Raw genomic sequence first — 26,494 nt, 5'->3', positions numbered from 1 at the left:
GAACCGCCCGCCGCCCCACCGGCGCAGACAACACTGAACCCATCACAGAACCTCTCTGTTCATACGTATGAATAACTAGAGTGAAAATAGTCTTGCGCACGGTGCGCGAGACTGTCAAGGGAAATTCTTGAATAAATGATTCGGTTGGATTCTCGATTTCGAAGCAATCCGAAAGAGGCCAAAGGATCCCTGGGACCCAGGGAAAACCGCAGCCTTTGGCGGATCGACGCGCCACTCTCACGAGCGACGGATCACGTACGGTCAGCGCAGAGCGCCGGCCGCAACGATTAACGCGTGCTGGGCCTTATGGGCTTTCATCCGCATTAAAAGTACTTTCAACCTTCAAAACCGACGAGGCGGTTTCATCAGCAATCCGGCCTCAAAGCGAGACCGGAAATGGTCCTCAGCTCGGCACTTCCTCGAGCGTTGGAGGCTCGGCGCCGGCTCGTGAGACGGTCACGGCCGCCGCACGTGCGGCGAAGGATCCGGCGGACGCGAGGTCGTCGCGTGTCCCCGGCACAAGTCGCGGATGCCCGGCGTCAAGCAGCGCCCGCAGGAGCGCCGACATGTAGCTGTCCCCCGCACCCACCGTGTCGGCAACGCTCGTCACGACCGGGGCGACTTCAACGACGTCGCCTCCCAGGACGAGCATCGAGCCCTGCGCTCCCGCCGTGACGGCGACGACGCGGGTGCCAAGTTCGGCGATCGCGCGGGCCGCCTCGCGAGTGCTCAGCCCCGGGTACAGGTACGCGGCGTCCTCGTCGCTCAGCTTGACGACGTCGGCCCGCGCCGCGAGGCGCTCGAAGCGCGCCCGCGCGTCGTCCGGGTCGCCGACGAGCGCGGGGCGGATGTTCGGGTCGAAGCTCACGGTGGCGTTCGGTGCCAGGGCGGCCACGATCTCCTCGACCCGCTCCGCCCCAGGCGTCAGGAACGCGGCGATCGAACCGATGTGGACGTGCCCGGCGGCCGGGAGGTCGACGTCGACGGGCAGCGTCCAGGCGATGTCGAACGTATAGTGGGCGGCGCCGTCGTCCTGAATGGCCGCGGCGGCCGTCGATGTCGCCTCGAGCGACCACGACTCGGGAAGCACCGCGACACCTGACTGCGTAAGCCGGCTGGCGATCGCCTCGCCGCGCGCGTCTCGCCCCAGCGCGGTGAGGAACGACGTCGGGACGCCGAGCCGCGCGAGCCCGAGAGCCACGTTCGCCGGGGAACCGCCGGGATGCTCCCTGCTCCCGCCCGAGGTCTGGATGATGTCCGTGAGCGCCTCGCCGACGACGAGGACGCGGGGCCCGGGGGCGGTCACGCGGCGCCCTCAGTCGGGGCAGCGGTCGCGGAGTTCATGCGCGATGGGTCCTTCCGGTCGGAGTCGCGGGGCATGGACGCCCGCGGCGGGGCAACGGAGCCCCGGCGGACGATGGGGCATTCGAAGAGGAGGCGCTCGGGCGTCCTCGCCTTCTCGGGATCCTCGATCTCGTCGAGCAGGCGGCTCACGGCCCAGCGGCCCATCTCGTAGTGCGGGAGGGCGACGGTCGTGAGGCCGGGCCAGAGGCCCTCGGAGATGATCTCGAAGTCGTCGACGCTCGTGACCGAGACGTCCTCGGGGATGCCGAGGCCGAGGCTCTGGGCGGCTTCGTAGGCGCCAAGGGCCTGGGGGTCGCGGAAGCAGAACAGCCCGGTCGGGGGTTCAGGGAGCCGCAAGAGTTTGAGCGCACCGTCGCGGCCGCCCGAGACGTCCGGGACCTCGTAGGTGACGAGGTCGGCGTCGTACTCGATCCCGGCCTCGGCGAGCGCCGAGCGGTAGCCCTCGAGACGGCCGGAGGTTGCCGGAATCTCGTTGTTCTGGTTGATGAAGCCGATTCGCCGATGGCCCGCGTCGAGGAGCTCCTTCACGGCCGTCCGCGCGGCCAAGACCTCGTCCGGCGCGACCGACGAGACTTTCGCGTCGAGGTCCTCGGCGTCGAGGAGGACGAGCGGGATGCCCCTGGCCCCGCCGGGGACGGTGAGCTGCTGGTGGTACATCTTCGCGTAGACGATGCCGTCGACCTGATGCTGGAGGAGCGTGCTGACCTGCCGCTCCTCGAGGTCGGGGTTGCCCCCGCTGTCGACGAGCATGACGAGCCATCCGCGCTCATACGCGGCGTCCTGGGCGCCGAGGATCATTTCGCCCGCGAAAGGCGTGCTCGCGATCTGATCGCTCACGAGGCCAAGGAGGTACGAGCGCTGGTTCCGGAGTCCGCTCGCGAGCCGGTTCGGCGCGTAGCCGAGGCGGGCCGCGACCTCCTGGACGTGGCGGCGAGTCTCGGGATTGACGCGGGACTGATGCGCGTCGCTCAAGGCGTGGGAGACCGTGGTCACGGAGACGCCGGCCGCCTTGGAGACGTCCCGGATTCCGACCTTGGCCATCATCGCCCTTCCAACAAAACGTTTTGCATGTCCTGCAAAACAGTGTGAGGCAAACCGTTTTGCACTGTCAAGTGGACCTCGCTCCGCGGCGCGCCTTCCCCGCGCGGCGTGTTCCAAACCGGCTTTCGCAGTTCGCTGAAAGGACGACGACGATACCCCCTCACCCTTGAATCCCGGCGCACGCCGTGCCAACGATGAAGACAGCGCAGCCCAATGCGCTTGCCCGGGCCACCGCCCGCGGCCGATCCGACAGCGGACGGGCCAAGAGCCCGCACAGAGGAGGACGAGATGGGACTCGACGACAAGTTCAGCAACAAGGCCGAAGAGCTGAAGGGCAAGGCCAAGGAAGCTGCCGGCAAGGCCACGGACGACCCGAGCCTCGAGGCCGAGGGGAAGGCAGATCAGACATCGGCAGGCCTCAAGCAGGCCGGCGAAAAGGCCAAGGACGCGGTCGAGGACATCAAGGACGCGTTCAAGAAGTAGGACCCGCAGAGCCGCCCGGGTTGCCCGACGAGGGCGACCCGGGCGGCTGCGCGTGCACCCTTTACCGAGGACGGCTTATCGGCAACCCGGTCGATGCGGATGGCCCGAAGAATGCACGCTCACGAGGGGACGGACGGGTTGACCTCAGACTTGGCGATGGCGCCGTCGGCATTGCCCCAAGTGTCCAGGATCTTCTTGTACGTGCCATCCGCCATGAGCTTCGCCATCGTCTTCTGGATCAGATCCGCCAACGCAGTGTCGCCCTTCGCGATGGCGATGCCCGCGAGGGCAACATCAGTCGTGTCGCCGACCTTCTCGATCGCACCGTTCGTCTGGGTGAGTGCGTAGGCGACGACGGGCGAGTCGGCGGACATCGCATCGAGGGCGCCGTTGACCAGACGGGTATTGATATCCGTCTGCTTGTCGAGGGAGACGATGTCGATCGCCTTCTTGCCGGCTGCGGTGCACTTGTCGCTCGCGGCCTTGAGATCATCGGCCTCGGTCGTGCCGGTCTGGACGCCGATCGCCTTGCCGCAGACATCGTCGACGGAGAACTTCTTCGGGTTGCCCTTCTGGACCGCCCACGAAGTGCCGGCCTGGGTGTAGCTCACGAAGTTGACCGCCTGGAGGCGCTCCTTCGTGATGGTGAAGGCACTGATGCCGAGGTCGTACTTGGGGCCGAGCGCCGGCAGGATCCCGGTGAAATCCGCGGTCTCGAAGTCGACCTTGAGACCGAGCGTGGCACCGATTGCCTGGGCAAAGTCGACGTCGAAGCCCATCGGCGTGTGGCTGTCCGCCCCGGCCAGGAACTCCGCCGGCGCGTAGGTCGTGTCGGAGCCGACCACGAGGGTCCCCTTCGACTTGATCGCGGCCGGCACCTGCGAGGCGAGCGAATCGTCCTTCTGGACAGAGCTGGGATCGAAGGTTGCGGCGGCGGAACCGGAGCTGCTCGGCTTGGGAGCACCGCCTGCCTCGGAGGCGTTCGTGCAGGCGCTCAGCGCGAGGGCGCTCACGGCGAGGACCACAGCGCCTTTGGCGGCGAGCTTCGTGGTGATGGTCATAGGTTGTCCCTTACTTGAGATGGAGGCAATGGGCTGCTCATGCGACATCTGCCCCAGCGGATGCCCCCATCTGATGGAAGTACGTCACATGCAACTTTAGTTTCATATTGGACACCAAGCGGTGCGGAAGCGCAAGAGGTTCGGGCGGACCGTTGACGCGCCGCTCTGGCACCCGCAGGCGATGATGGCCCTGGGTCAGGGGACGAACGACGGTCATGCGCGGTATCTGCGGACTAGACGGGGTGCGATCCGGTTGATGATCTCGTCGCCGTGGCTTGAGATGGCCTCTCCCCACATGTCCGCACTTGCGGCCCCGGTGGACGGATCGCCGAAAAGCTCCACCGTGTCGCCGACGGAAATACCGCCAGCCTCTGGACCGAGATCCACCATGAACTGATCCATGCAGACCTTCCCGATCACCGGCTTGAGCTCTCCCCCGACCTTGACGAGGCGGTGCCCGCTGATTCCCTTCGGAATTCCATCCGCATAGCCCAAGGGAACGAGACCCAGGAAGCGAGACTCATGGGTCATCGCGCGATGCTCATAGCTCACGCCCGTGCCGGCAGGAACCCTTTTGACCAGGACGAGAGGCGCTGTGACTGTCAGCGCGGGTCGAAGCCCGAAAGCCGCCGGATTGATGTGATCCGCCGGAGAAAGTCCGTACATGGCCAACCCCGCCCGCACCATGTCGAAATGAAGGTCGGGGCGGTCGAGGATGTTGGCGGAGCTGGCCACATGGCGGGTGAGCGGGCCAAGACCTGCCATGTGCGCCTCATGGACAGCGCGCTCGAAATCGAGCACGGACGCCGAATTTGCCGAGTGCGCGGGCACATCAGCCCATGCCAGATGAGTCCATGCTCCGCGCGAATGAAGAACGTTTTGACGCTCGAGCTGCTTCGTGGCCTCGACGAGTTCTGGCCAGTCTTCGAGCCTCGCTCCCCCACGGCTCAGGCCGGAATCGAGTTCGAGGTGGATCTCGGCCCTTCGCCCTTGTCGCCGCGATGCGCCGGCAACAGCCCGAAGCTGTTCGACGCTTCCCACAGAAAGATCAATTCCAGAGGCAACGGCACGTTCGATCATCTCGTTGTCCGCGGATGCAAGATAAAGCCACGCGAGAATCGGCTCCGCAATCCCCGCCTCACGCAGGGCAATGGCCTCGGCAAGCTGCGCGACGCCCAGCCAGTCCGCGCCGCCGTCGAGCGCTGCACGGGCCGCGGACACCAGACCGTGGCCATATCCGTTTCCTTTCACGACGGCCATGAAATGCGATGACCGGGAAAGCCGCCGCAGACGCCCGACGTTGTCCGTGATAGCAGACAAGTCCACGGTGACTTGGCCAGCATGTGCTTGGACCGCCTCGTTCCCGAGGACGGCAGGTCGTTGACTCATGACACTCGAGCCTAGGCATGTCCGGGGACTGGCCATAGGTGCAGAACATCCCGCCTGTGCCTGCATCGGGATCAATCGTCCCTTGATAGGCTCCCGGTCAGGCGGCTGCGCGGGCTTCAAATCGGCAGGAGCTCAGGGGCGCCTGCCCTGGGGGAGGAACCGCAGGGCGGTCCACAGCTCCGCCCTCACCCCGGCGTCCCGGAGATCTCTGCCGAGAAGGTCAGCGAGGGTGGCAATGTGGCGGCGGACGCTGTTGCGATGCAGGCCGAGGGCCGACGACGCCGTATCCCACGAGCCGTTCGCGTCCAGCCACGCGGCCAGCACTCGGAGCAGAAGGCTCTCGCGCTCGGAACCGAGCTGCGCCAGCGGAGAAAAGATCTCGTGGGCCAGCATCGCACCGGCTTCCGGGCTCAGGAGGCCGAGCAACGTCGGCGCCGAGTCTTCAACCCGGACGGCTTTTCTTCCTTCCTTCGCCCTGGCCACATAGGCCTCGGCATGCTCGCGGAGGCGTCCGAGGTCTGCAGAGGCCGCCCCGAATGCCTTGGCCCCCGAAGGCCCGCTGACGGCGACCGCGTAGCCGGCATTGACTGCCGCGGACAGCACGGCGTCGGTCGGCTGCAATCGGGTGATGGCGTAGAGGCGCCCGGCGTCCTTCAGCACCAGCCCGGTCTCCCACAGGCGGCTCCATTGCACGACTTCGGAATTGCTGCTGGCGAAGGAATGTGAAACTCCAGGGAGGGCTGTTCCGACCACAACCCGCACCGGCGCGCGGCGCGACCCGCCGACGCTCTCGGCCAGGAGCCGCTCTGCCATCGCCGCATTGCCGTCGAGATCGATGCCAAGGAGCACGGCGGTCGCGAGCTGGCCCGGGGAGACCGAGCCGGCCGTCCGCTCTCGCGCGAGCACTTCCAAGAGTCCGACCGCTGTCGACGCGATGGTGTGCTCGACGGCCGAGAGTTCTTGCGAGTGCGTCGCGACGAGGGCGCCGAGGGTCGCCTCCCGGCGACGGTTCTCGTGCCTCCCCGGCACCTGGCTGCGGAGCGGGAAGGAAGCCATGACGGCGCCGTGCGCCGCGAGACGCTCGACCCGAGAGCCAGAGCCCTCGAGTGTTTTCCGCACCAATCCGCCCACGAGTTCGACGTCGGCCGGTCCGACGGCGGAGCGTCCGGCTGCGGAGAAACGCAGCTGTCCCCTCGGGCCGTAGAGTTCGAAGCGTGCTCCGCTCAGCCGGGCTAGGCAATCCATGAGGTCCTGTTCCGGCCGTGTGCCCAAGATGGCCCGCAATAGCTGCCGGCTCGCCTCGGCGACATCGCGGAGCATGATTGCGTTCTGGAATTCCAGGAGGCGGGCAAAGGTCATCCCAAGCGCGGCAAAAGGGATGCCTGGGGGTATCTCCCACAGGGTCAGGCCGTATTTCCTGCAGGCTTCGACTAGCGCCTCCGGGACGGCGTGGAAATGCGGTTCGAGGCCGCAACCGAGCCCCGAAGCCCTCCCCGCCACGAGGCGCCGCACAAACACGTCGAAGTCCACGCCGTCGTCCGCACGAAACGGCATGCCGGACGTCAGCAGCATCTCATGTTCCACGAGATAGGGCGTTGGGTCGGCCACCTCATTGGGGTCGACCCAACGCAGCGGAGAATCCCCCGCATCATGCAGCACCCGAACGCCGGCGGGGAGGCGAGCCAAGAAGCTCGAGAGGGAAATGCCTTCCGCGGCTGGAAGCCCGTCCGGGTCCGACGGCCACATCGATCCGTCGATGGATGCATTCGATCCCACCGGACGAGAATATCGGGTTACAGCGTCCTCCCCTTCACTCCCGCTGCGCTGCGTGGCAGGGTGGGCGCCATGGCAGCGAAACGCGAGAGCGTGACCGTTGAGGGCCGGAAGCTGAGCCTGTCCAATCTGGACAAGGTGCTCTACCCGGATGCGGGTGTCACGAAGGCGGACATCCTCGACTACCTCCGCACGGTGGGCCCGGCGATGATCCCGGCCATCCGCGACCGTCCTGCCACGCGCAAGCGCTGGGTGCACGGCGTGGGCACCAAGGACGAGCCGGGCGAGGTGTTCTTCCAGAAGAACCTCGACGCGGCGACCCCCAAATGGGTCAAGCGCGTCACGCTCGAGCACCGCCACTCCACGAACACGTATCCCCTCGTGAACGATCTCGCGACGCTCGTGTGGCTAGGCCAGATCGCGTCCCTCGAGATCCACGTGCCGCAGTGGCGCGTCGACGCGAAGGGCCGGATGCTTCACCCCGACCGCATGGTCCTCGACCTCGACCCCGGCCCGGGCGCGGGCCTTCCCGAATGCGTCGAAGTCGCGCGTCTCATCAAGCCCATCCTCGACGACCTCGGGCTCGCCGCCGTGCCGGTGACGAGCGGGAGCAAGGGAATCCACCTCTACGCGAAGCTCGACATGAAGCAGTCCTGGGAGCGGGTCTCATCGGTGGCGCACGAGCTCGCGCGATCGCTCGCCGCGGACCACCCAGACCTCGTGGTGAGCGACCAGAAGAAGACTCTCCGCGAGGGCCGCGTGCTCGTGGACTGGAGCCAGAACAGCGGGCAGAAGACGACGATCGCGCCGTATTCCCTCCGGGGAAGGCTCCAGCCCATGGTCGCCGCGCCGCGGACGTGGGAGGAGATCGGCTCGCCTGATCTAGCACACGTGCGCTACGACGAGATGCCGGCCCGGCTCGAGAAGTACGGCAACCTCTTTGCGCCCGTGCTGCCCGACTCCGAGCACGACGCTGGGCAGGACGACGACGGGAGGCCTCCGCCGTCGTCGTCCGCTTCGGAAAGCCGCGCCCACGGCGGGCAGGACCGCCTCACGGCCTACCGATCCAAGCGGGACGCCGCCGCGACTCCCGAGCCGGTTCCCGCCGAAGCGCCTGTGCCGGGCGAGGGGAACGCGTTCGTCATCCACGAGCACCATGCGCGCCGCCTGCACTGGGACCTGCGGCTCGAACACGAGGGCGTGCTCGCCTCGTTCGCGCTGCCCAAGGGCGTGCCGGCCGACCCCGGGCGCAATCACCTCGCCGTGCACACGGAGGACCACCCGATCGAATACCTCACGTTCTCGGGCACGATCCCGAAGGGCGAATACGGCGCCGGGGAGATGTTCGTGTGGGACACGGGCACGTACGAGCTCGAGAAATGGCGCGAGGACAAGGAGATCATCGTCATCCTCACGGGAAAGCCCGGCGGCGGCCTCGCGAGCATTGAAGGCGGGAAGCCCGTTCGGCTCGCGCTCATCCGCACGGAGGGCGGGCTCGGCGGGGACAAGGACAACTGGCTCATCCACCTCATGAAGGACCAGGCCAAGGGCCATTGGCGGCGGGGCGCACGGCGCGACGACGACGCCGTACCCACGGCCGACGACGGCGCTGGGCCATCCGATGCGCCGTCACGTCCGCACAGTGAAGCCGACGGCGCAACGGGAAGCGGCGCAGGCGCGCGGGCCGCCGCGAAAGGCGGCGCCGCGCCGTCGGCCATGCTCGCCCAGATCGGCACGCCGGGCCTTGTGCGGCGCGGCGAGTGGGCGCTCGAGATGAAGTGGGACGGCGTGCGGGCGATCGTCGACGCGCGCGGGCCGCTCAAGCTCATCAGCCGCCGCGGCCTCGACACCACGGCGACCTACCCGGAGCTCGCGGGGCTCGCCGAGCTCGGCCCGGCCATCCTCGACGGCGAGATCGTCGCGATGGACTCGCGCGGCCGGCCCTCGTTCGCGCGCCTCCAACAGCGCATGGGCCTCACCGACCAGACCGACGTCGCGGCGGCGCGAAGGAAGGTGCCCGTGCAGATCGTCCTGTTCGACCTGCTCGAGTGGGAGGGCCGCGACCTCACGCCCCTGCCGTTCCGCGAGCGCCGCAAGGCGCTCGAACTCCTCGCGGAAGGCGGCCTGCCCGAAAACGCGCAGCTCTCCCCCGTGTTCGACGACGACGTCGAACACGTCCTCGACGCCTCCGCCGAGCACGGCATGGAGGGCATCATGGCGAAGCGGCTCTCGTCTCGCTACGAGCCGGGCCGGCGTTCGGGCGCGTGGCTCAAGATCAAGCACGAACGGACGCAAGAGGTCGTCGTGGGCGGTTGGCGCGAGGGGAAGGGCGGGCGCGAGGGCACGATCGGCTCGCTGCTCCTGGGCATCCCGGACGACGACGGCGGGCTCAGCTACGTGGGGCGCGTCGGCACGGGCTTCACAGAGCGAGACCTCGCGGAGGCGGCCGCGAAGCTGCATTCCCTCGAAAGGAAGACGACGCCCTTCGCCGATGTGCCGCGCCAGGACACCCGTGATGCCCACTGGGTCACACCCAAGCTCGTCGGGGAGGTGCGGTATGGGGAGTGGACCCAGGACCATCGGCTTCGGCACCCTGTGTGGCGAGGGTGGCGGCCGGACAAGGAGCCGGGCGACGTGAGAGTCGAGGCCTGATTCAAGTTCCCGACGCTCACTCGGTCTTCCCGCGCTCCGCGGCCCACACGGCGAGGGCGGCGCGGCTGTGCAGGCCCAGCTTGAGCATCGCGTGGGCGACGTGATTCTCCACGGTCCTCGCTGAGAGGGAAAGCTGCCTCGCGATTGATGCGTTGCCGAGGCCCCTGCGCACGAGCTCGGCAACCTCCAGCTCTCGGGGTGTCAGCTCATCTGGCTCCGGTCCGCCACGGACGCCCCTCAGCTCCGCCGCGGCCTCGGCAAACGAGAGCTTCTCCCCGGACTCCCATGCTTCTGAGAATCCGTGAGGTCCAAGCAGCAACTCCCCCGCGGAGCGCACCTCGGCGAGATCGGCGAGCGCGATCTCATGGAATCTCCCGCCAGCCCCCTCACGGCGCGTCGTCGCCGCGGCCGCCCGAGCTGCCGCCCCGGGATCCCGCCTCACCGTGAGCGCGGCGAGGCGGGCGAGCGCTACGGCCCGGATGGCGATATCTCGAACTCGGGTAAAGGCATCGATGCCCTCGAGCAGTCTCATGCGGCCCACGGCCGCGCGGCCAAGGTTGGACTCAGCGATGCCAAGGTAGGTGAGGATCTGCCCTTGGGCCCAGAAGTCCTCCGCGTCTTTCGCAAGCGCCAGAGCCTCGTCGAGAATGCCAATGGCCTCCACGTTCCTATGCGCCCAGACTGAGGCCATACCGAGAATGCCGACCGACCGGCCGCGTCCGGCTGCGTCGCCGAGCTTCGTATATACGTCGAGGGCCGTCCGGCACGACTCTGCCGAGCCGTCGGTGTCCTTGGCGAGACACTGAGCGATCGCCCGGAAATAGTGGGCGGCAGCCGCCGCGGGTGAGTTGCGGTCCACAAGGCCCAGCGCCTCCACGGCCAGACGGTTTCCGGCGACGGTCTCCTGTCGGCTCGTGTGGCAGACCGACGCGGCGATGAGCCCAGCGGCCCGCGCCTCATCCGGGTCCGGGTGGCGTGAAAGCAGCTCAAGGGACCGGGACGTCCCCTCGTCCTGGGCGTTGCGGAACCAGAGCTCGCGCGTGGCTCCCATGAGGCGGAGGCCCTCGGCAGGTGCGGCGACGACCGCGAAGTCGAGGGCGGCCCGCAAGTCCGGAAGGCGATCGACCGATTCCGCGTTGCGCGAATGCTCCATGACGGAAAGCGCTCGGTCCGCGCCGAATTCCGTCCCGATCCACGCGAGGTGCCGCCTCTGCACCTCCTCGAGTCGGCCCGCGGCCTCAAGACCCTCTCGCGCGAACTCCCGCAGGCTCTCCAGCAATCGGAACGCGGTGTGCCCCATGGGGTCGACTGAGGGCTGAAGCAGAGACCGGGAGACCAGGTCCTCCAGATCCTCGAGCGAGGCGCGGGCAACGGCGGCCGCCGCCCGCGCGTCGAATGGAGCCGCGAAGACGGCGCACGCCTCGAAGGCGGCCCGCTCATGCTCACTGAGCGCGTCAACGCTCGCCGCGATGCAGGCGCGCAGGCTGCGATGGCGGGCCGGTCCTGTCACCGACCCCGATCCGAGGGCGGGCAGACGCCGCTCGAGAAGGGGCAGCATCTCCGCGGGGCTCATGACCGACATGCGCGCTGCCGCAAGCTCGACGGCGAGCGGCAACCGGTCGAGGCGCGCGCACAGTTCCCGGGACGCGGAGCGGGATTCCAGCGTGTTCGAGAGCGTTGGCCTGACTGCGAGCGCACGCTCCCAGAAAAGAGTCTCGGCGTCTTCCTCCAGCATGGGCCCGACAGGCACGATGTGCTCCCCCGCGATGTGCAGCGGCTGCCGGCTCGTGACAAGGACTCTGCAGTCGGCGGCGCCCTCAAGGAGTTCCGCGACGAGGGCTGCCGCCTCGTCGATGACGTGCTCGGCGTTGTCGAGCACCAGGAGAACCGGCTTTCCGGTGTCGAGCCACCAGTGGAGAGCATCGATGGCCTCGTCCTTCTCAACAAGGCGAAGTCCAACCGCCTCCGCGACGGCGAGCGCCACCGGGGCACCTTCGGGAATGCGAGTGAGGTCAATGAACACAGGATGCCCAAGCCGCTCGCCAACCGCGCGGACGGCGACCAGTGCCACGCGAGTCTTCCCGACGCCGCCGGGCCCGGCGAGTGTCACCAGTCGGTTCGAAGCGAGGGCGTCGGAGACAGCCGAGAGTTCCGCGGTCCGTCCAATGAAGCTGCTCACCGATGCTGGGAGACGCCCGGACGCGCGCGTCATGGGTGCCGTGGGAAGAGTTTCCCTGGCCATGCCATCAGTATCGGCGGGGCCAAAGAAGGGTGTCCAGCGAGAGATGAGTAGGCAAATGAGTAATTGCCCGGACGTGCCGGCTGGCCCTCGAAACCTATCGTGAAGGTCATCAGCAAAGGCATACGGCCCGAAAGGAGCCCGCCGTGTACGCCGCAGAAACAACCCCGGCCAGCAAGCCCATGTCCCCCACCGTGCACGAGCGGGCATTGATCACGTGGGCCGCCATCTTCCCGCTCGTCTCCCTCACGCAGTGGGCGCTCACGCCTCTGATCGGGCCCTGGCCGCCGGTGCTTCGGGCCTTTGCGGTCACGCTCGTGGTCGTGCCGGTCGCCGTGTACGTCGTCGTCCCCAAACTCATGGCGGCCTACCTGCGTCGTGTCCGGCGGCACTGATCGCCCCCCCGCGCGACGGCCGTAGCGCTGTCAATTGTCAGCTGAGGACTTCCCCCGCTCGGCCGCCCACGCGGCGAGGCCCGCGCGGTTGTGCAGACCCAGCTTCGTCGTGGCGTGGGCAACATGACTCTCGATTGTCCGCTCCGAGAGCCCAAGCCGCTTCGCGATCGAGGCATTGCTGTGGCCGCGCCGCACCATCTCGGCTATCTCGAGCTCTCGCGGCGTGAGTGTGCCCTCGCGCGGCTCCGCGAGCCGCAGGAGTTCTGCCGCCGCCTGATCGAACGTGAGCCGCTCGCCCGTCTCCCATGCTGACCGAACCGCCCCTTCCCCGATCAGCCGAGCGGCGGTCGCGCGCACCTGGTCAATGTCCGCGAGGGTCGTGGAATGGTAGCGGCCGCCTGCGCCTTGGCGTTGGCTTGCTGAAGCAGCCGCGCGTACGGCCGCCGTCGGGCGCCGTCGAACGTCCAGCAGTGCGAGTCGCGCGATCGCACTGCCGTAGATCGAGATGTCGCCCACCTGGAGGAACTGTTCGAGGGCGCCGAGCAGCTTCTCGTGCGCTGAGGCCCGATGACCGAGAGCCTCTTCGGCCATGGCCCAATGGGTCAGGATCTGTCCCTGCCGCCATGCGTCGCCTGCCTCCTCGGCCAAGGGCAGAGCCTCCTCGAAGAAGGGGATTGCGTCCTCGCTCCGCCCCGCGAACAGGGCGACGCTGCCGAGCGCACCCCGAGCGCACCCTTGTCCTGCCACGTCGCCGATTGCGGCGAAGGCGTCGAACGCCCTCATCGCGGCCAGCGTCGAACCTTCGAAGTCACCGCCGTAGAGAAGTGCCACCGCCACGTAGTACAGGACGGTCCCAGCTGCCGCAGAGCGGGGCTCAAGGATGCCGAGTGCTTGCTCGGCGGAATCACGCACGCCCTTGATATCCTGCCGCACGAGGCTCAGGCAGGCTGCTGTGACCAGACCAGCCGCTCTCACCTCGTCTGGTTCTGGGTACTGCTCAAGCAAGCGCTCCACCCGAGCGAATCCCTCGTCCTCGGCAGCGAGGCGCCACAGTTCCTCGGTCGACGCCATGAGCAGGATCCCGGCAGCCGGCGCGGTCGTGGCCGCGAAATCGAGGGCCGCGCGCAGATCTGGGAGCAGGCCCTTGGCTTCGGCCCCTCGGCGCAGACTCTCCGTGACGCTGGGGAAACCGCCAGTCCCGAGTTCGGACATCATCCACGCGAGGTGACGACCTCTGATCTCCGCGAGCCGACCGTCCGTGAGGCGCTCAACAGCGTACTCGCGGAGGGTTTCGAGCATACGGAAAGCAGTTCGGCCGGCGGCGTCCGCCGACGTCTGGAGCAGAGACCGTGACACGAGGGCCTCGAGGTCCGCCAGTGAGGCACCGGCGACGGCCGCCGCGGCCCGTGCGTCGAAGGAGCCCGCGAAGACTGAACATGCCTCGAAGACGCCTCGTTCCCTGCCATCAAGGGCATCGATGCTTGCCGCGATACACGCGTGCAGGCTCGCATGGCGGTCTGGAGCCATCGCGGGCCCCCGGCTCAAGACTGCCAAGCCACGTGCGAGCTCGGGGAGCAGCTCCGCGGGAGTCAGAACGGACGCGCGCGCGGCCGCAAGCTCGACGGCGAGCGGCAGGCAGTCCAGGCGCGAGCACAATTCCCGTGCAGCCGCCCGCGCATCGGGCGTTTCCGGCAACGACGCCCGCACGGCGAGAGCCCGCTCCCAGAAGAGCGATTCGGCGTCGTCGACGGGCATGGGGCCGACGTTCACGATCCGCTCCCCCGCGAGTCGAAGCGGCTGCCGGCTCGTCACGAGCACGCGCGCCCTTCCCGCGTTCTCGAGCAGCGCCGCCACTAAGGCGGCAGCCTCGCCGAGGATGTGCTCGGCGCTGTCGAGGATGACAAGGGACTCTTCCCCGAGATCGAGCCACCACAGGATCGACGCGAGCGCGGCTTCTTCCGTCACTCCCCGGAGGCCCGCGGCCTCGGCGACTGCGAATGCCAGTGAACTCCCCGCGGGAATGCGCGTGAGGTCGACGAACACGACCCGTGTCGACCGGGATCCATCCCGCGAAACGGCCTCGAGCGCGATCCGCGTCTTGCCGGCGCCGCCCGGGCCAGTGAGGGTGACGAGGCGTCCGGTCGCGAGCGCACGGTCCACGGCTGCGAGTTCGTCGATCCGCCCGATGAAGCTGCTTGCCGATGCCGGGACACGCCCGGCGACGGCCGTCGTGAGTGCCGACGGAGCGGTTCCCGTGGCCATGCGCTCAGTATGGGCGCGTGCTCTGGGGGTGTCCAGCCGCCCGAATCCGTACCAGGTCCGTAGTTTCCCGGATGTTCCCCCCGGCCTCGAAACCTACCGTGAAATCAATCCAACGAGTGAAGGGAGCATGGCCATGTACCTCGCAGAAGCAGACGTCGTGATCGTGGGGGTTGGGCCCACTGGACTGTCGGCGGCCCTCGCCGTCGCGCGCAAAGGTCGCTCCGCTGTCATCGTCGACTCCGGGGAAGACCAGAGCGTGGGGTCGCGGGCCATCACGATCCATGCCGGGACCCTCCGAGTGCTCGAACAGTTGGGCTGCGTGGAGAGGATCCTGGCGGAAGCCGCCAAGATCTCTGCAATGCAGACCCGGAATCCGCGATCCGTGCTCAGCACCGCACGTTTCGACTCGCTTCCCGGGAAGTACCCCTTCGCGGCAACGCTGCCTCAAACCCGGACGCAGGCTCTGCTCCGCGCCGCCGCCAACGAAGCGGGCGTCCGCTTCGTCCCGGGCCGCGCCGTGGGGATCGAGCAGGACGACGGCGGAGCTACCGTGGCGCTCGAAGGAGGCGCCACGGTCCGGGGGCGGTTCGTCATCGGAGCAGACGGGATGCACAGCACGGTGCGCGTGGCCGTGGGAATCGGCTATCCGGACACTGGGGGCTCCCGGGGTGACCACGAGAACATGGTGCTTGCCGACGTCGTGCCCTCCGGGCCCGTGGACAGGAGCCGCGCCATCTTCCTGACGGCGCGCAGCGGGGTCCTAGGGCTCGTTCCACTGCCTCTGGGAAGGCTCCGCGTGATCGCCAACCTCGCGGACGGCGCCCGGGCGGACACTGTCGATGCCGTGCAAAGGCTCATCGATGAACGCTGGCAGCCCGTTGCGAACGGCGGCCGAGTCCGCATTGAGGAAGTGGTCTGGTCAGCGCGATTCCGCTTCCGGCACCACCTCGCCGACAGCTTCCGAGCTGGCCGCGTGCTCCTCGCGGGGGATGCCGGCCACGTCCACAGCCCCGCCGGGGGCCAGGGCATGAACCTCGGGATTCGGGATGCGTGGTACCTCGCCTCAACTCTGGCCGCAGCCACGGACGCCGAGGACTCGGGGCGGCCCGCAGATGTGGAACCCCTGCTTGACGCGTATGCGGCGAATCGCCGGGCAGTTGCAGCGAAGGTCATCGAGGCGACGAATCAGATTGGGCGCGTGATGTTCGTGCCCACGCCGCTGCGGCCGTTCCTGCATCTGGCCTTCCGCGCGGCCGCCCTCGCCGGAGCGAGCCAGAAGCAGGCGCTGGCCCTCTCCGGGATCCTCGACACCGGACCGCACACCCTGCTCGAGCCCGTGCAAGTCCCCTGACGTGCGGGTCTGGCTGACTACTCCTCTGCGGCTTCAAATTCACGTCTGCATCTCGCGCCTCACAGCAAAGCCGAAAGACATTGTTGAACAATCTGTGGTGATGGGGCATGCTGGAAGCATCAGCACTTGCGACGGAGGTCACATTGGCAAGCATCGACCGCGAAGGAATCGATCTCAACAGCGATGTCGGAGAGTCTTTCGGCAGGTGGGCGCTCGGCGACGATGAAGCAATCTTCGAGAGCGTCTCGAGCGCAAACGTCGCCTGCGGCTTCCACGCGGGCGATCCGGGCACGATCCGCGCGACCTGCCGGGCCGCAGCCATCGCCGGCGTCACCGTAGGAGCTCACCCGGGCTACAACGACCTCTCGGGGTTCGGGCGCCGTTTCATGGACATCTCGCCGACCGAGCTCACCGACGAGGTCATCTACCAGATCGGCGCAGTCCAGGCTCTGGCCCGCGCCGCCGGCACCTCGGTTCGGTACGTGAAACCACACGGCGCCCTCTACAACGCGATCGTCCACCACACCCGACAGGCGCAGGCCGTCGTCGATGCCATCCGAGCCGTCGACGACACGCTCCCCCTCGTCGTCCTCCCCGGCTCCGAGATCCAGCGGATCGCACACGCGGCGGGCCTGCGAACCGTGAACGAAGCCTTCGCGGACCGGGCGTACAACCCCGACGGCACCCTCGTCTCGCGACGCGAGACCGGCGCCGTCCTGCATGACGTCGACGACGTCGTCGAGCACGTCCTTCGACTCGCCGAAGGGAAGATTCGCGCCATCGACGGCTCCATGGTGCGCGTCAACGCCGAAAGCATCTGCGTCCACGGCGACTCCCCCGGCGCCGTCGCCATGGCGGCCCGCATCCGCCAAGCCCTCGAGCGCGAAGGCATCGCCGTACGGAGCTTCGTCTAACGCCATGAACAGAGCGAAAACCGCCGTCGGACGCGTGACAGCGCTCCGCCTCGTGGGCGACCGAGCGTTTCTCGCGGAGCTCGACTCGCTGGACGCCGTCATGAGCCTTCAGGCCCAGCTTCACGAAGGAACCGCAGAGGGTGTCGTCGACGTCGTCGCGGCGGCGAAGACGGTCCTCATCACCGCCGATTCGCCCGAGTCCGCCGCACGCCTCATGCATCACGTCCGGAGCCTCGTCCTCGGCACCGTGCAAACCCGAGACAGTCGGCTCGTGACCATCGAGGTCGTGTACGACGGCGAAGACCTAGACGACGTCGCGCGCCTGGCCGGGCTGAGCCGCGAGGGGGTCGTCAAGGCACATTCCTCCGAGATCTGGAGCTCGGCCTTCACGGGTTTCGCCCCCGGCTTCGCCTACCTCATTGCCGACGGGCGGCTCGACGTCCCGCGACGGTCGTCGCCCAGAACAGCAGTGCCTGCGGGTTCCGTCGCGCTCGCGGGAGGCTACTCAGCGGTCTACCCCCGCAGCTCCCCCGGAGGCTGGCAGCTCATCGGGCGGACGGACGCGCCGATGTGGGACTCCGCTCGGACCGACCCGGCCCTCATCCGGCCCGGCGACAGCGTTCGTTTCGCCCCGGTGAGGGCCACGGCCGCTGTCCGCGGTCCGGAACCCGAGCCGGAGCAGACGCGCCCGGCAGCTGGGAAAGACGCGGGACTCATCGTTGCGGATCCAGGCCTGCAGTCGACGGTGCAAGACCTGGGACGGGAAGGCAATTCCGCGCTGGGCGTGAGCGTGTCCGGAGCCATGGACAGGTCTTCGCTTCGCCGCGCCAACCGGATCGCGGGCAACCCCGAAGAAGCCGCCGCGATCGAGACCCTGCTGGGGGGACTGAGGCTGCGCGCCGTCAAGGATCAGGTGCTGGCCGTGAGCGGCGCACCCGTCCCCCTCGAGATCGGCGCCCGGCACCCGGCAATGGACGCCCCGTTCGCGCTCCTCGCCGGGGAGACGCTCGCCCTCGGGCGCCCCTCAGCGGGACTCCGCACCTACGTTGCGGTCCGCGGTGGCATCGGCGTCGACCCCGTCCTCGGAAGCCGCTCGACAGACACGCTCTCGGGCCTCGGCCCCGAGCCCCTCGCCGCCGGAAGCTCCATGCGGGTGCTGCCCGCCCCGCCGTCGTCCGTCGTCGGACATCCCGAGGTCCCGCCGCAGCTCGACCCGGCTGGTGCGGTACTGCGGGTAGTCCTTGGCCCTCGGGACAGTTGGTTCACGCAAGAGGCGATCGAATCCTTCCTCTCGCAGGAATGGACGGTGACCCCCCAGTCCAACCGCGTGGGCCTGCGGCTGAACGGAAGCCCGCTCAAGCGGGCGAGCGAAGGCGAACTGGCGAGTGAAGGGGTTATCCGCGGCTCCATCCAAGTCCCCCCGAACGGACAGCCCCTCATCTTCCTCTCCGACCACCCTGTGACCGGCGGGTACCCGGTGATCGGCGTCGTCGTCAGCGCAGACCTCGACAAGGCCGGGCAGATCGCGCCCGGTGGAACAGTGCAGTTCCAACAGATTCAAGCACCCGTGGCCCCCTCGGGCCCCGAAGGACCAGAAGGAACATTCGATGCGTAAAGTCCTCATCGCCAACCGCGGCGAGATCGCCGTCCGCGTCGCGCGAGCCTGCGACGACGGGGGGATCGCAAGCGTCGCCGTCTACGCCGATCAGGACGCCGACGCGGTCCACGTCTCAGCCTGCACGGAGGCCTACGCCCTCGGCGGAACCTCCCCTGCGGAGACGTATCTCGACGCCGCCAAGATCCTCGCCGTCGCCGCCCGCAGCGGCGCCGACGCCGTCCATCCGGGCTACGGCTTCCTGTCCGAGAATGCTGACTTCGCGCAAGCAGTCCTCGACGCGGGCCTCGTCTGGATCGGTCCGTCCCCCGAGACGATTCGCCTGCTCGGGGACAAGGTGAGCGCGCGGGCCGTCGCGGTCCGGGCGGGCGCGCCGCTCGCTCCGGGCAGCGACGGGCCGGTTGATGGCGCCGCCGAGGTGCGGGAGTTCGCGCGCGAGCACGGCCTCCCAGTCGCGATCAAGGCCGCGTTCGGCGGGGGCGGGCGCGGGCTCAAGGTCGCGCGGACCATGGACGAGATCGAGGAATGCTTCGATTCGGCGGTCCGCGAGTCCCGCGCGGCGTTCGGGCGCGAGGAGTGCTTCGTCGAGAAGTTCCTCGACCGCCCGCGGCACGTCGAAGCGCAGGTGATCGCAGACACGCACGGGAACGTCGTCGTCGCCGGGACGCGCGACTGCTCGCTTCAGCGACGCCACCAGAAGCTCGTCGAGGAGGCCCCCGCGCCGTTCCTCACGCCAGAGCAGCGGGCCCGCATCCACGAATCGGCGAAGGCGATCTGCCGCGAGGCCGGATATGTCGGGGCCGGGACGGTCGAGTACCTCCTCGACCGCTCCGGCACGCTGAGCTTCCTTGAGGTCAACACGCGGCTGCAGGTCGAGCATCCGATCACGGAGGAGACCTCGGGCATCGACCTCGTGGCCGCCCAGCTCGCGATCGCGGCCGGCGAGCCGCTCCCCGTTCTCTCGGATCCCGAGCCGCGCGGCCACTCGATCGAGTTCCGCATCAACGCCGAGGATCCCGCGCGCGGCTTCCTCCCCTCGCCGGGCACCGTGTCTCGCTTCTCGGTGCCGACGGGGCCCGGGATCCGAGTGGACTCCGGCGTTCGCGACGGGTCGGTGATCCCGGGGCAGTTCGACTCGCTCCTTGCGAAGCTCGTCGTCACCGGCGCGGACCGGCAGCAGGCGATTCGGCGGGCCCGCCGGGCGCTGCGCGAATTCGAAATCCACGGCCTCGCCACGGTCCTCCCATTCCACCGCGCCGTCGTGGACAGCCCCGCATTCGCGGCCGACGGCGAACTCGGCATCTACACGACGTGGATCGAGTCCGAGTTCGCGTCCGAGCTCGCGGCGAATCCCGAGTTCAGCCCGGCCGCGCCCGGCCTCGGCCGGCGCACCTTCGCCGTCGACCTCGACGGACGCCGCGTCACCCTCGGCGTGCCGGAGGCGCTCTTCGCGGGACTTGCGGCCGCCGGCGGCGCGCCTCACGCGGTTCCCGCGGACGACGACGGCGCCGCACCCGGCGCACTGACCGCGGACATGGGCGGGACGATCGTCAAGTGGCTCGCGGAGCCCGGGGACGCGGTCGAGGCGGGCTCCGCCGTCGTCGTCCTCGAGGCCATGAAAATGGAGACGACCGTCCGCGCCCACCGGTCCGGACGCGTCGGCGAGCACGTCGCGACGGCGGGCGACGCCGTCGCCCCTGGGACCGTGCTCACGACGATCACGTAACCCACCGCGGCCGCTGAAGGCGGCGCCGCTAGGGTTGAGCCATGACGTCTGAGGAGGTTCTCACCAGCCTGCGCACAGAGGCCCGGAGCACGAAGCACGCCGAGACGAGCACGTGGGTCGCAGCGCAGCTCCGGCAGCGCATCGCGGACGGGCTCCTCGCGCCGGGCGCGAAGCTCGCGGAGGAGTCCCTTCGCGAGGCGCTCGGGGTCTCCCGGAACACGCTCCGCGAGGCTTTCGCGACGCTCCACGCCGAACGGGTCGTGACGCGCATCCCGAACCGAGGGGTGTTCGTCTCGCACCCTACCGCCGAGGACATCCGGGAAATCTATCGTGTACGGCGGCTCATCGAGCCGGCGTCGCTCATGTGGTCTCCCGCGGGGCCTACTGAACCGCTCGCGGCGATTGTGCGGGACGCGCGCAAGGCCGCCGGAGCCGGGGATGTGCCCGCGATGGCGAACGCGAACCAGGAGTTCCACCGAGCGCTCGTCGCGCGCGCGGGGAGCGAGCGGCTCGACAGCCTCATGGAGCAGATCCTCGCCGAGATGCGGCTCGTGTTCGCGTCGATGGCCGCGGATCCCCGGTTCCACGCGCCGTATGTGGAAGACAACGCCGAGATCGTCGCGCTGCTCGAGGCCGGCCGCACCATCGAAGCTGCGGGTTTCATGGCGGACTACCTCGGCCGGGCCGAGCGGCAGCTTCTCGCGGCGCTCGAAGACTGACCGACCCCGGCCCGCCCTTTTTTCATCGACTGCTCCGTAAGTGTCGTTTTGAGCACCCAATACGACACTTACGGAGCAGTCGATTTGCGTTTCTCAAGGATTGTTCAACAAGACCTTGCCTGATTGTTCAACAAACGGATATGCTGTGGGTCACAGCACGCCCGATCGGCGTTCGCCTTCCCGCAGGACCGCATCCTCTCCGAAACGGATAATCATGCTTGTACTCATCGGGGTCCTTCTGGTGATCGTTGGCTTTGCCATCCGCCTGAACCCACTCGTCGTCGTCACCGTCGCCGGCATCGTCACAGCCCTTCTCGGCGGCCTCAATCCCCTCCAGATCCTCGACGCCTTCGGCAGCGGCTTTGCGAGCAGCCGCTCGGTCACGATCTTCGTCGCGGTGCTGCCAGTCGTCGGCATCATCGAATACTTCGGGCTGCAGGAGCAGGCCAAGACACTCATCGGCAAGCTCGCCAAGCTCACGGCAGGCCGAGTGCTGCTCGGGTACCTCGCCGTACGCCAGCTCACGGCCGCCGTCGGCCTCAACAGCATCGGCGGGCACGCGCAGGCAGTGCGGCCGCTCGTCTTCCCGATGGCCGAGGGCGCGGCGCTGCGTCGCTACGGCCACGTCCCTGAGCACATCAAGGAACGCATCAAGGGCCACTCGGCGGCAGCAGACAACGTCGGCGTCTTCTTCGGCGAGGACGTCTTCGTGGCCGTCGGCTCGATCCTGCTCATCACGACCTTCGTCGACACGACCTACCACCTCCACCTCGAGCCGCTTCAGCTCGCCTTGTGGGCCATCCCCTCGGCGTTCGCGGCGTTCCTCATCCACGGCTTCCGGCTCCTCCGCCTCGATCGCGCGCTGGACAAGGAATTCGCCAACACCACCCAGGCTCAAGAAGCCGCTACCGCGACGGAGGGCGCCAAGTGATCAACGTCGAAGCCGTCTACTGGCTCATCGGAATCCTGTTCATCGCGTGGGCCATCCTCATCGGCCGCGACGCGAACCACCCCCGACGCTGGGGCAGCGCCGCCTTCTGGGGACTCCTTGGCCTGTGCTTCTTCTACGGCACGTGGGTTCAGGCGGGCACCGCACCTGCCTGGATCCTCGGCATCGCGGTACTCGTGCTCGTGGCCCTCGCCGCGACGAAGCAACTCGCAGATGGCAAAGCCACGACCTCGACCGGCCCCCAGCGCGAGGCGTTCGCCGCCCGCTTCGGGAACAGGCTCTTCATCCCAGCCCTTACGCTCCCGGTCGTCACGGTCGTCCTCGTCCTGCTCGCGCCCGTCCTCGTCATCGGCACGACCCCGATCCTCGATCCAAAGAACACCACCCTCGTGGCTCTCGCGATCGGCGCAGTCGCGGCCGCCGTCGTCGCCCTCCTCATCCTGCGGCCCAAGCACCCCCTCACACCCGTGTTCGAGAGCCGGCGCATCCTCGAGTCCATCGGCTGGGCGGCCCTGCTCCCCCAGATGCTCTCGACGCTCGGCATCCTCTTCACGAAGGCCGGCGTCGGCACCGCGGTGAGCACCCTCGTGACGGGCGTCATGCCGAAGGGCTCGCTCCTCGCAGCCGTGATCGTCTACTGCGTGGGCCTGTTCATCTTCACCATCCTCATGGGCAACGGCTTCGCGGCGTTCCCGATCATGACGGCGGCAATCGGCTGGCCGGTGCTGGTCCAGCAGTTCCACGGCAACCCCGCGATCGTGTTCGCGATCGGCATGCTCGCCGGCTTCTGCGGAACGCTCTGCACCCCCATGGCCGCGAACTTCAACCTCGTGCCCTCGGCCCTGCTCGAGATGAAGAACAAGTACGGCGTCATCGCGGCGCAGCTCGGCACGGCGTTCCCGCTGCTCGCCGTCAACACCGCCCTCATGTACTTCCTCGCGTTCTAAGGAGCCTCCATGGAACTCTTCCCCACGGCTGCCGCGCACTGCGCGGGCGTCGTCCTCGACAACCTGAGGCGTGCCTACCCGTACTCGGCCCACCATGTACAGACGTCCGACGACGACCGCCCCACACCCCTCGACCTCCACCCCGCGTTCGGCACCTCATTCGACTGGCACTCGTGCGTCCACATGCACTGGCTCGGCGTGAGCGTGCTGAGCGCGGGGGTCGGCACGGGGGGCGACGGCGGTGCCGCCTCCGCGATCGACCTCCTGGACGGCGTGGCAGACGACGGCGCCGCCCGCCTCGACCAGACAACGGCGGCGCGGCTGCGGGGTGCGTTGGCGGACAACCTCACGGCGGAGAAGCTCACCGTCGAGGCCGCCTATCTCGCCGCCAACCCGTCATGGGAGCGGCCGTACGGATGGGCATGGCTCGTCCGCCTCGCAGCGGCGTGCCACAGCTCACCGGACGACGAGCTCCGCGCGTGGGGCCGGAACCTCGACGGGTGCGTCGACGTCGTCGAACGCCTCGTGCAGGAGTGGCTCGCCAAGGCCGAGTATCCCGTTCGGCACGGTCTCCACACGAACTCGGCGTTCGGCGTCGCGCTCCTCCTCGACGGGTTCCGCGCCCTCGGCCGTACCGACGCCGCGGGGGCCTGCGAGGCCGCAGCCCGCGCGTGGTTCGGCGCGGATGCCGGTTGGGCCTCGGAGTGGGAGCTCAGCGGGCAGGACTTCCTCTCGGCCGGGCTCAGCGAGGCGGACCTGATGCAGCGCGTGCTGAGCCCGGACGAGTTCGCGGCGTGGTTCGAGCGGTTCCTCCCGCGCCTGAGCGCCGAGTCACGCATGCTCGCCGTGGTCGGCGTGACCGACGAGTCGGACGGATACATGGTCCACCTGCACGGCTTGAACCTGAGCCGCGCGGGCCAGCTCGCGCGCGTGGCGCGGGCACTGCGGGAGGCGACGGCGCCGTCGTCGGCCGAGCCCATGCTCGCCGCCGCGCTCGAGCCGCTCCTGGCCGCGGGGCTCGGGGCGCTCGACAGCGATGACTTCATGGCGACCCATTGGCTCGCGAGCTTCGCGTGGGATGCGCTCGAGTCGCGGCGGGAGCTCGAGCTCGCCTAGGGCGACGGCGTGACGACCATCGCCGAGCCGCCGCCCCGGCGCACGGGTTCGGCCGCGGCGAGCGTCCGCCCGTCGGGCAGGAACTCGATCGCGGTCTCAGCCCCGATCTCGGCCGCCGACGTGAACGCATCTCCGGACGGCACGAGGAGGTGGCCGAACGGCGCGAGCGCGCTGCCGTACTTCGCGATGAACCCGGGCTCCGCGGTGACGAAGGCATGGCCCGAGGAGTTCGCGAAGTTCCGGTCCGATGCCCGCGGCTCCGCGATCGCCTCCGGCGTGGTCATGCCCAGGTCGACCCGGTTCACGATCGTCTGCAGGACGGTGGTGATGATCGTCGAGCCGCCGGGCGAGCCGAGGGCGAGGAACGGCCTGCCGTCCTCGAGCAGGATCGTCGGCGAGATGGACGAGCGCGGGCGCTTGCCCGGCTCGATCCTGTTCGGATCCGACGCGCTCCACACTGCGGAGAAGTCCGTGAGCTCATTGTTGAGAATGAACCCGCGCCCGGGGACGACCATGCCCGAACCGCCGGTCTGCTCGATCGTGAGCGTGTACTCGACCACGTTGCCCCACTTGTCCGCGACGGTGAGGTTGGTGGTCGAGATGTTCTCGGTGTCCTTCTCGCTGGCGGCCGAAGCCGGGCGAGCCGGACACACGCCGTCGAAATTGCTCACGTCTCCCGGCATGAAGGGAACCTGAGTCGCCTTGTTCGAGTCGATCTGGCACGCCCGCTCCTTGCCGAACAGCGGGTCGGTGAGCGCCTGGGTCGGGACGTTGACGAAGGCCGGATCCCCCACGTATTTGCCGCGGTCGGCGAACGCGAGGGCGCTGGACTCGAGGTAGTAGTGCAAGGCCTGCGGCACCGTCATCTCGGAGAGGTTGACGGTGTCGAGGATGTTGAGCGACTCCCCCACCGTGGTGCCGCCGCTGCTCGACGGCGCCATGCCGTAGACGTCGTAGCCGCGGTAGTTGACGTGCGTGGGCGCGCGGTCGATCGTCGTGTAGCCCGCGAGATCCGCGGCGGTCATGTGGCCGGGAGGCACGGGAAGGGTGGTGGTCGGCGACTTCGGCGGGTTCTGGACGGTGTTCGCGATCTCCTGCGCGAGCGGCCCGGTGTAGAACGCGCTCGTCCCCTGCTGGCCGAGGAGGCGGTAGGTCGCGGCGAGGTCATGGTTCTGGAAGATCGTGCCGACCTGCGGAGCGTCGCCGCCCGGGAGGTAGAGGCTCGATGTCGCGGGGAACGCCTCGAAGCGGAGCTTGTTGTCGAGGGTCTGCTGGCGGAACGTCTGGTCGACCACGAAGCCGCGGTCCGCGACCTTGATCGCGGGCTTGAGCGCCTCGCCCAGATCGAGCGTCCCCCAGCGTTCGAGCGCACGCTGCCACGTCGCGGCGGTCCCGGGGACGCCCACGGAGATCCCGCTCGTGACGAGCTGCGGCGTGAAGTTGTACGGCTTCTGCGTCGCGGGGTCGATGAATGCGTCGTGCGGCATGACCGCGGGCGCGGTCTCGCGGCCGTCGATCGTCTGCACCGTGCGGGTCTTGGCGTCGTAGTACACGAAGTACCCGCCGCCGCCGATGCCCGCGCTGTACGGCTCGGTCACCCCGAGGGTGGCTGCCGCCGCGACGGCGGCGTCGACGGCGTTGCCGCCCTTGCGCAGGACGTCGAGGCCCGCGGCCGTGGCGTCCGCGTCGACCGTGGTCACGGCGCCGCCGAAGCCGACGGCGGTCGGAGACTTCGTGGTCTGTCTCGGATCGGCAGAGGCGGGAGCGGCGACGGCACCGGCCGTGACGCCGAGCGCGAGGACCCCCGCGGCGGCGGCCACGCGATGTCGAAGAGTGGTCATGATCCCTCCAGATCAAGGCACAGCGGGCTGACAGGTGTGAACCAACCTAGTTCGCGATCCGAGCACGCGTCAGCCCGCCGAGCGATCGAGTTTCTGCTGCCCCAAGGGTGAACCCGGTGCCGCCGCCGTTCGTTTGCCTTACCGGGAGAGGGCGCTGACGGGAGCACCATGGCCGATCTTGACGGGATCGCGGTCACCACCCTGGCCGGACGGACGACGACGTTCGGCGAGTGGGCGGGCACGGTCCGGCTCGTCGTGAACGTCGCGAGCCGCTGCGGCCTCGCGCCCCAGTACGGGCAGCTCGAGGAGCTGCAGAAGCGCTACGGGAAGAGGGGCTTCACGGTGCTCGCGTTCCCGAGCAACCAGTTCCTCCAGGAGTACCGCGACTCGGAGAAGATCGCGGAATACTGCACGACGACGTGGGGCGTCACCTTCCCGATCATGGCAAAGGTGCGCGTCAACGGCCGCACCGCGCATCCCCTGTACCGGGAGCTCACCAAGACGCCCGACACGACCGGCCAGGCGGGTCGCATCATCTGGAATTTCGAGAAGTTCCTCGTGCTGCCGGACGGAACAGTTCACCGTTTCCGGCCGCGCGTCCTTCCGGACGACCCGGCGATCATTGCGCTGATCGAAGGCGCCGTCCCGCGCTGACC

General features: G+C 68.6%; 20 protein-coding genes. 12 read left to right on the top strand and 8 right to left on the bottom strand.

The features are described 5' to 3' along the window. Positions 1 to 403 precede the first annotated feature (403 nt). Together SPF06_RS21220 and SPF06_RS21215 are read right to left on the bottom strand one after the other, a co-directional pair. Positions 404 to 1,306 carry a carbohydrate kinase family protein gene (locus SPF06_RS21220; RefSeq protein ID WP_323281156.1) on the bottom strand — a complete coding sequence of 301 codons (903 nt, stop codon included), beginning with the start codon at positions 1,304 to 1,306 and terminating at the stop codon, positions 404 to 406. After that, positions 1,303 to 2,409, bottom strand: a complete 1,107-nt coding sequence (locus SPF06_RS21215) for a LacI family DNA-binding transcriptional regulator (RefSeq protein ID WP_323281155.1) — start codon at positions 2,407 to 2,409, stop codon at positions 1,303 to 1,305. Before SPF06_RS21215 ends, SPF06_RS21220 begins: the two co-directional genes overlap by 4 nt. A gap of 285 nt (positions 2,410 to 2,694) precedes the next feature. Here SPF06_RS21215 and SPF06_RS21210 point away from each other — a divergent pair, with 285 nt between their 5' ends. Continuing rightward, positions 2,695 to 2,889, top strand: coding sequence for a CsbD family protein (locus tag SPF06_RS21210; RefSeq protein ID WP_323281154.1), 195 nt, complete (start codon positions 2,695 to 2,697; stop codon positions 2,887 to 2,889). A gap of 119 nt (positions 2,890 to 3,008) precedes the next feature. On the opposite strand, the gene SPF06_RS21205 is transcribed toward SPF06_RS21210, so the two are convergent. The 3 genes from SPF06_RS21205 to SPF06_RS21195 all read right to left on the bottom strand — a co-directional run bounded on the left by SPF06_RS21205 (position 3,009) and on the right by SPF06_RS21195 (position 7,085). After that, positions 3,009 to 3,950, bottom strand: coding sequence for an ABC transporter substrate-binding protein (locus tag SPF06_RS21205; protein ID WP_323281153.1), 942 nt, complete (start codon positions 3,948 to 3,950; stop codon positions 3,009 to 3,011). Between the two features lie 213 nt (positions 3,951 to 4,163). Next, positions 4,164 to 5,339, bottom strand: coding sequence for an alanine racemase (gene alr, locus SPF06_RS21200; protein ID WP_323281152.1), 1,176 nt, complete (start codon positions 5,337 to 5,339; stop codon positions 4,164 to 4,166). 132 nt (positions 5,340 to 5,471) lie between these two features. Further along, the gene (locus tag SPF06_RS21195; protein WP_323281158.1) at positions 5,472 to 7,085 is read right to left on the bottom strand and encodes a PucR family transcriptional regulator; all 1,614 of its coding nucleotides are present in this window, start codon (positions 7,083 to 7,085) and stop codon (positions 5,472 to 5,474) included. Between the two features lie 99 nt (positions 7,086 to 7,184). Here SPF06_RS21195 and SPF06_RS21190 point away from each other — a divergent pair, with 99 nt between their 5' ends. Beyond that, positions 7,185 to 9,764 (top strand): ATP-dependent DNA ligase, encoded by a 2,580-nt coding sequence (locus tag SPF06_RS21190; protein WP_323281151.1) that lies wholly within the window; start codon positions 7,185 to 7,187, stop codon positions 9,762 to 9,764. Between the two features lie 16 nt (positions 9,765 to 9,780). Here the strand turns inward: SPF06_RS21190 and SPF06_RS21185 are convergent, their stop codons facing one another. After that, complete coding sequence (locus SPF06_RS21185; protein ID WP_323281150.1) at positions 9,781 to 12,006, bottom strand: ATP-binding protein; 2,226 nt, start codon at positions 12,004 to 12,006, stop codon at positions 9,781 to 9,783. A 143-nt stretch (positions 12,007 to 12,149) separates the two neighbouring features. Between SPF06_RS21185 and SPF06_RS21180 the strand changes: the two genes are divergently transcribed. Then, positions 12,150 to 12,398, top strand: coding sequence for a putative antibiotic biosynthesis monooxygenase (locus SPF06_RS21180; protein ID WP_323281149.1), 249 nt, complete (start codon positions 12,150 to 12,152; stop codon positions 12,396 to 12,398). A gap of 30 nt (positions 12,399 to 12,428) precedes the next feature. Here the strand turns inward: SPF06_RS21180 and SPF06_RS21175 are convergent, their stop codons facing one another. After that, a complete protein-coding gene (locus tag SPF06_RS21175; protein ID WP_323281148.1) occupies positions 12,429 to 14,660 on the bottom strand; it encodes an ATP-binding protein in 2,232 nt (743 codons plus the stop codon). A gap of 133 nt (positions 14,661 to 14,793) precedes the next feature. Between SPF06_RS21175 and SPF06_RS21170 the strand changes: the two genes are divergently transcribed. The 8 genes from SPF06_RS21170 (at position 14,794) to SPF06_RS21135 (ending at position 23,997) form a co-directional block, all read left to right on the top strand. Next, positions 14,794 to 16,011 carry an FAD-dependent oxidoreductase gene (locus tag SPF06_RS21170; RefSeq protein ID WP_323281147.1) on the top strand — a complete coding sequence of 406 codons (1,218 nt, stop codon included), beginning with the start codon at positions 14,794 to 14,796 and terminating at the stop codon, positions 16,009 to 16,011. Positions 16,012 to 16,154: 143 nt separating this feature from the next. Next, positions 16,155 to 16,925 carry a LamB/YcsF family protein gene (locus SPF06_RS21165; protein WP_323281146.1) on the top strand — a complete coding sequence of 257 codons (771 nt, stop codon included), beginning with the start codon at positions 16,155 to 16,157 and terminating at the stop codon, positions 16,923 to 16,925. Positions 16,926 to 16,929: 4 nt separating this feature from the next. Continuing rightward, positions 16,930 to 18,540 carry a 5-oxoprolinase subunit B/C family protein gene (locus tag SPF06_RS21160; RefSeq protein WP_323281145.1) on the top strand — a complete coding sequence of 537 codons (1,611 nt, stop codon included), beginning with the start codon at positions 16,930 to 16,932 and terminating at the stop codon, positions 18,538 to 18,540. Further along, the gene (locus SPF06_RS21155) at positions 18,533 to 20,266 is read left to right on the top strand and encodes an acetyl/propionyl/methylcrotonyl-CoA carboxylase subunit alpha (RefSeq protein WP_323281144.1); all 1,734 of its coding nucleotides are present in this window, start codon (positions 18,533 to 18,535) and stop codon (positions 20,264 to 20,266) included. The genes SPF06_RS21160 and SPF06_RS21155 overlap by 8 nt, the downstream gene beginning before the upstream one ends. Before the next feature lie 41 nt (positions 20,267 to 20,307). Then, entirely contained in the window at positions 20,308 to 20,985 is a 678-nt protein-coding gene (locus tag SPF06_RS21150) for a GntR family transcriptional regulator (RefSeq protein ID WP_323281143.1), read from the top strand. Between the two features lie 214 nt (positions 20,986 to 21,199). Continuing rightward, positions 21,200 to 21,916, top strand: coding sequence for a DUF969 domain-containing protein (locus SPF06_RS21145; protein ID WP_323281142.1), 717 nt, complete (start codon positions 21,200 to 21,202; stop codon positions 21,914 to 21,916). After that, positions 21,913 to 22,881 (top strand): DUF979 domain-containing protein, encoded by a 969-nt coding sequence (locus SPF06_RS21140; protein WP_323281141.1) that lies wholly within the window; start codon positions 21,913 to 21,915, stop codon positions 22,879 to 22,881. Before SPF06_RS21145 ends, SPF06_RS21140 begins: the two co-directional genes overlap by 4 nt. Positions 22,882 to 22,890: 9 nt before the next feature. Beyond that, complete coding sequence (locus SPF06_RS21135) at positions 22,891 to 23,997, top strand: DUF2891 family protein (RefSeq protein WP_323281140.1); 1,107 nt, start codon at positions 22,891 to 22,893, stop codon at positions 23,995 to 23,997. Here the strand turns inward: SPF06_RS21135 and ggt are convergent. Continuing rightward, positions 23,994 to 25,838 carry a gamma-glutamyltransferase gene (gene ggt / locus SPF06_RS21130; protein WP_323281139.1) on the bottom strand — a complete coding sequence of 615 codons (1,845 nt, stop codon included), beginning with the start codon at positions 25,836 to 25,838 and terminating at the stop codon, positions 23,994 to 23,996. The genes SPF06_RS21135 and ggt overlap by 4 nt on opposite strands. A gap of 168 nt (positions 25,839 to 26,006) precedes the next feature. Here ggt and SPF06_RS21125 point away from each other — a divergent pair, with 168 nt between their 5' ends. Further along, entirely contained in the window at positions 26,007 to 26,492 is a 486-nt protein-coding gene (locus SPF06_RS21125) for a glutathione peroxidase (RefSeq protein WP_323281138.1), read from the top strand. Positions 26,493 to 26,494: the final 2 nt, after the last annotated feature.

The organism is Sinomonas terricola (assembly GCF_034931225.1).
In the GTDB taxonomy this organism is placed as follows: domain Bacteria; phylum Actinomycetota; class Actinomycetes; order Actinomycetales; family Micrococcaceae; genus Sinomonas; species Sinomonas terricola.
Note: the sequence above shows the minus strand (reverse complement) of the source record. Positions and strands in the feature narration are given on the sequence as shown.